Here is a 4589-nt window from a genome sequence, read left to right as displayed (position 1 = left end):
GGTGGAGGTGGCGGGAATCGAACCTGTCTGGAGGTGTTGGGACCTTGCGGCGCAAGGCGCTGAACTGGGAGAACGCGCCGCACCGTCACGCTCTCGGAGGTCCTGATGTGGCGGTTGTGTTGACGGCGTCAACGGACGCCGGCGATCGTGAAGTAGAGATCCGCTCCCGCCTCCGGTCGTCCAGCCGGACCCTACGGACCCTGGAGCACCAGGGAGTCGGCGCCAGATCGAGTTCTCGGTCGTCGTGGCCTCATGAACCCTCGTGGGATCGCTGTGACCCTAGGGCAGCAGGTCGAGGTACTTCCGACGAGCCGGCATGGCGTGGATGATCAGCTGGTCGCCGGCCTCGAGGATCAAAACCACGATCTCGAGCAGTCGTGCTCGGGTATCGAAGCCCAGGCGCAGCTCTCGGAGGGGCGGGCCGTCGTCGTCGAGAGGCTCGATCCACAGCGCCCACTCGGCGGCTTGGATGGCGTCCTCAGGGGAGATGCCGTGCTTGAGCGCGCTGCGGTGGACCTTCACGCAGCGAAGTTGGCCAGAGCGGCCCGGATGATCTCGGACCGGCTCATGTGGTTCTTGGCTGCGGCCGCGTCGAGAGCGTCGAGCTCCTCAGCGGTCAGCCGGACCGCGACGACCTGCGCTGGTTCGGCCCCTCGACCGGGACGGCCGCGGCCCCGACGCTTGAGCGCGTCGACGTCGTAGCCCGCTTCGGCCTCGTCGGCCCACTTCTGGATCTGGTCATCGCTCACCATGCGGATATCGTATGACGAAAATGCGGCGCGATCCAGATGTGGACCGCCACGCCGAACGTCCGTCCAAGGGCGTGGCGGACCGGCGGGCGCGCGGACGGCGGCAGATCCGAGCGTTGTCTCAGTTGTCGAGTTGCTGCTCCCGGAGCCGACCAGTCGGGTACTCAACCCACGAGCCCGTGCCGAGCTCCGGGCATGCCGCATCGGAGGCATGTCGCGCCGTCCAGGCGTCTGCCGGCAGGCGCCGTCCTTCGAGGACCTCGTCGACGTGGACGTCGTGTTCGATACGTCCATCGGCGTACCGGGCGTCGTAGCGCACTACCCGCTTGCGCCGACCGAAGAGCGTCGTCTCGATCCGAGCCGTCGCTCGGAGGGCGGTGGGACGCTCGGCGGCGGTCATGCTTCGCAGCCTGTCATGATTCCCGCTCCTGACGGCGGACCGCGCGCACGGCGGCATGAGCGTGTGTCGGAGCCTCCGCCGCATCGATCCGGGCCCTGGCTCAGTCGAGTCGCGCTCGTATGGCGCGTAGTTCTGCCAAGACCGCCCGCGCCTCGCCGCGGGCGGCCTCATCCGTGGTCTCGATCGACGCTTTCAGTTCGTCGATCACGGTACCGAGGCGGTCCTCGAACCATGCGCCCTCGTTGTGGTCGCGCTCGACCGTCTCGATCACCTCGCGCGTCCGGGCGAACCACACCGAGAGCGCGAGCACGGCGGAGCCTACGAGAAGCCACAGAACGCTGCCCTCGCCGTGTCTCTGCGTCAGGCGGTCGATCTGCACTGCCACGATCGGGCCGGCGACGAGTTGCATGACGAACGTGAACGACGGGTCGGTCACGACGCCGAGCACGGCCTTGCGCCGGGCATAGCGGCGCGTGATCCTGCGACCGATCGTCGGGCCAGTAGGGGCTCGCCCCGCTTCAACATTCGGACCTCTCGGCGGATCCCCCGCCGCATGACGCGGTGAACCACCCACCGCCGCAGCCACGCGGGCCGGTCGGGGACACCGTCGTACAGGTAGGGCACATCGACCTCGCTCTTGGACAGGCGCTCGCGGCTGCGGGAGCGTACCGGCGCGCGCTGCATGAGGTCAGGCGCCATGCCGCAGCGTGTCGGCCAGGTGTCGGAGGCTGCTCGTAGGGCGTGTCAGCCTGGGCGCTGGCGCCCCCGGCCTCGCTGCCCCTGGTGCGAGACTCGGGCAATGAGCCCGAAGAAGGCTGCACCCGACGAGGACGTGTGGTGGACCGGCCTGAAGTGGGTCGAGGCCGCGCGCATGCAGCTCCTGCGCTTCGAGGACGCGACTCGTGAGTGGAGCGCCGCTCTGGTCGACGCACAGCAGCGCGGGGTGCTCAACGACGACTCGGACCAGAGCAGGCAATGGCGCGCCTCCTACGACACGGATTACGGGTCCTACGACCCGCGCCGGCCGCTGCGGGTCCCCACACACGCCCTGCACATCCAGCTCACCGTCGAGGCGGACCTCCTGGTGGTCGCCGTCCGCAACGTCATCCGGGCCCAGGCCCGACTCCCGGAGGACGCCCGGACGAAGATCGGCGGGCAGGACTTCCTGAAGGACCTACGCGACCTCGCCGAGCACTTCGACGAGCAGGAGGGCAGGGCAGCGACCTCGCTCGCGACGAACCACGCCGAAGTGTTGCCTGGCACGTTCGCCGTTAGCAGCAAGGAGACCTGGCTCGGTGGCATCCACGGCGTCCCGGTGTCGCGGCTGCGGGCCTGGCTGGAGCGCGTCTGGAGCGCGCTCACCGAGCATCTGGAGGCCGCTGGCCGCCAGGTCCCCCGAGACCTGATGGCCTCGCACGTGCTCGGGGACGACGACCTCGCCTGGCCCCCGGAGCGCCTGCGCTATCACTGGTCAATCCCTCAGGTCGAGGAGCAGGAGTGGCCCCGCCAGGAACTGCCTGAGGAGAACGCCGCCCTGTTGGATGAGCGCTTCCTGAACCTACGCTCGCGAGACTGGATGGACTAGGCCGGTTGCTGCCGCTTCACGCGGACGGCGGCACGTGTGCTCACTGCGTCGATCGCGTCGAGTCACTTGTGCGGCTTGGGAAGTTCTCCCAGGACCACCGCCCGCCTCGCCAGCCCAGAAAGCGGTGCCAGTAGTTGGACCAGACCCAGAGGCCGTCGATGCCCTCGTAGCCGCGAGGAAAGCGACTCGGTGCTCGGAAGTCGTCGGTGTAGAACCGGACCGGCAGCACGTCGTCCAGCGGGACGAGGAAGAGGTGCCGCTCTCGGGAGGTCGCGCTGGATGTCTTGGCAACGTGCGCGGCGACGTGCTGAAGCGAGACCCACCGCTCGAGAAGACTCGCGAAGTCCTCGTCCGTTGCTTCCACGAACTCGGCACGTACTGGCACGAAGACACTGATGCCCTCGCGACCGACCTTGACGCGCCTCAGTTCCCCGATGGACTCAATCCGCGCTACGGCGTCCTCCTCCGCCCGGACTTCGGGTGGCAACGCCGGTGTGCTCGTTGTGCCGTGGAAACGGCACAGGTCCACCACGCGCCTGGCCGCCGCCTCGGTCGGCCGATACTGCATCGCTAGGGTTCGGAGCCGGAGCTCCCACTTGCCGGTTGTCTGCCACGCTCCGCCGGCCTGGGCCAGCTGGTTCTGCCACTTGATCGCTTCCGGATCGGCCACCAGGGTCACTTCCAGCACGCCCTCCCGCCCGTTCGGCCAGACGAGGACGTAGTCCATCGGGGCGCCAACTGCTTGCGCGACCGCTTCGGCACCTAGAAGCGGTGGCACGAGCGCTGCTGCGATCTGTTCCGCGCGCCTGTCGATGGGGACCACTTCTACATGCTGCCCGAGGGCAACCCCCTCACGACGCCTGGCATCTCCCACCGAGCCGACAGCGGCAGATCCGGGCGAGCGTAGCCGCCCTCAGTGCGGCAGATCCGGGCGTCCGCTCCAGCCGCGGTGCACTGCCAATGACGAGCTTGCAATACCGCTCTTCGGCACCTGCCTGCTCTGGCCTTGCCAATGTGGCCCTCGTCGCCCGCGGTCGGCGCTCTACGCGCTGAGGTCGCCGAGGAAGGCTTCCTTGTCGTAGGGCGCCTTGGGCAGCCGAAGCAGTTGCTTCACCGCGGCGTTCTTCCGGTCGCTGCCCAGGCCTACCGACGCCCGCTTGCGGTTCGGGTGCGTCGCGAGCACCGCCAGGTCCTGCGGCGCCAAGTGCCCCATGTCGATGAGGAGGACCTCCTCTAGCGCCGGCGCTGTCAGCAAGGGCGAGAAGTCCCGCAGACCCTTCATCGTCTCCAGATGCACCCGCATCAGCCGCGGCAGCGACGACAGGTCCGGCAGCGCGGTGACGTTCTTCAGTGCTTGTAGGAACAGCATCTCGAGCGAGCGGCATGCGGTGATGGGCTCGAGGTCGGCGAAGCCCCGGATCATCCACAGCTCCAGGTAGCGCAGCCGCTGAAAAGCCTCGATGCCAGCGAGGTTGCTCGTCCCGCCGAGCTTCAAGTCGAGGGCCTCGAGCTTGTCCAGCGGCGCGAACAGGGTCAGGTCCGGCAGCGTGATGCTGCGAAACGTCAGGCGGCGCATCTCGGTGAGGCCGGCGACGACGGCGATATCCTTGGTGTGCCCCTCCAGGTACAGCTCCCGAAGCTGGCTGAAGCGCGCCAACGGCCGCAGCGACAGCTTCCGCTTCGTTTGTCCCAGGGTCAGTGAGCGCAGGTCTTGTGACAGGTGCCGCAGCCCGTCGATGTCGGCCAGATTGCTGTACATGGCGTCGGCCGAGAACCGCCTGAGCTCAGGGAAGAACCGCAGGAACTCGAGGTCGGTGATGCTGCCGTCATAGGGGCTCTTCACTATGGATGTGTG

Annotated in this window: 7 protein-coding genes; 1 reads left to right on the top strand and 6 read right to left on the bottom strand. The window is 68.1% G+C overall.

From position 1 onward, the window contains the following. Window positions 1–279: 279 nt before the first annotated feature. The 4 genes from N869_RS13035 to N869_RS13020 form a co-directional block, all read right to left on the bottom strand. The gene (locus tag N869_RS13035) at window positions 280–522 is read right to left on the bottom strand and encodes a toxin (protein ID WP_035062312.1); all 243 of its coding nucleotides are present in this window, start codon (window positions 520–522) and stop codon (window positions 280–282) included. Then, on the bottom strand, window positions 519–752 hold the full coding sequence (locus N869_RS13030) for a ribbon-helix-helix protein, CopG family (RefSeq protein WP_035062311.1): 234 nt from the start codon (window positions 750–752) through the stop codon (window positions 519–521). The genes N869_RS13035 and N869_RS13030 overlap by 4 nt, the downstream gene beginning before the upstream one ends. Before the next feature lie 118 nt (window positions 753–870). Further along, window positions 871–1149 carry a hypothetical protein gene (locus N869_RS13025; RefSeq protein ID WP_035062310.1) on the bottom strand — a complete coding sequence of 93 codons (279 nt, stop codon included), beginning with the start codon at window positions 1147–1149 and terminating at the stop codon, window positions 871–873. A 100-nt stretch (window positions 1150–1249) separates the two neighbouring features. Beyond that, window positions 1250–1597: a hypothetical protein gene (locus tag N869_RS13020; protein WP_035062309.1), complete on the bottom strand. Its 348-nt coding sequence runs from the start codon at window positions 1595–1597 to the stop codon at window positions 1250–1252. Window positions 1598–1948: 351 nt separating this feature from the next. On the opposite strand from N869_RS13020, the gene N869_RS13015 reads away from it, so the two are divergent. Continuing rightward, a complete protein-coding gene (locus tag N869_RS13015; protein WP_035062308.1) occupies window positions 1949–2734 on the top strand; it encodes a hypothetical protein in 786 nt (261 codons plus the stop codon). Window positions 2735–2774: 40 nt separating this feature from the next. Here the strand turns inward: N869_RS13015 and N869_RS13010 are convergent, their stop codons facing one another. Next, entirely contained in the window at window positions 2775–3557 is a 783-nt protein-coding gene (locus tag N869_RS13010) for a hypothetical protein (RefSeq protein ID WP_156968550.1), read from the bottom strand. Window positions 3558–3776: 219 nt separating this feature from the next. Continuing rightward, window positions 3777–4589: leucine-rich repeat domain-containing protein (locus N869_RS13005; RefSeq protein ID WP_052105535.1), on the bottom strand; the 813-nt coding region annotated here is incomplete at its 5' end.

This window comes from Cellulomonas bogoriensis 69B4 = DSM 16987 (genome assembly GCF_000767165.1).
Lineage (GTDB): Bacteria > Actinomycetota > Actinomycetes > Actinomycetales > Cellulomonadaceae > Actinotalea > Actinotalea bogoriensis.
The sequence above is the reverse complement of the archived record's forward strand: the minus strand, read 5'-3'. Positions and strand labels throughout refer to the sequence as shown.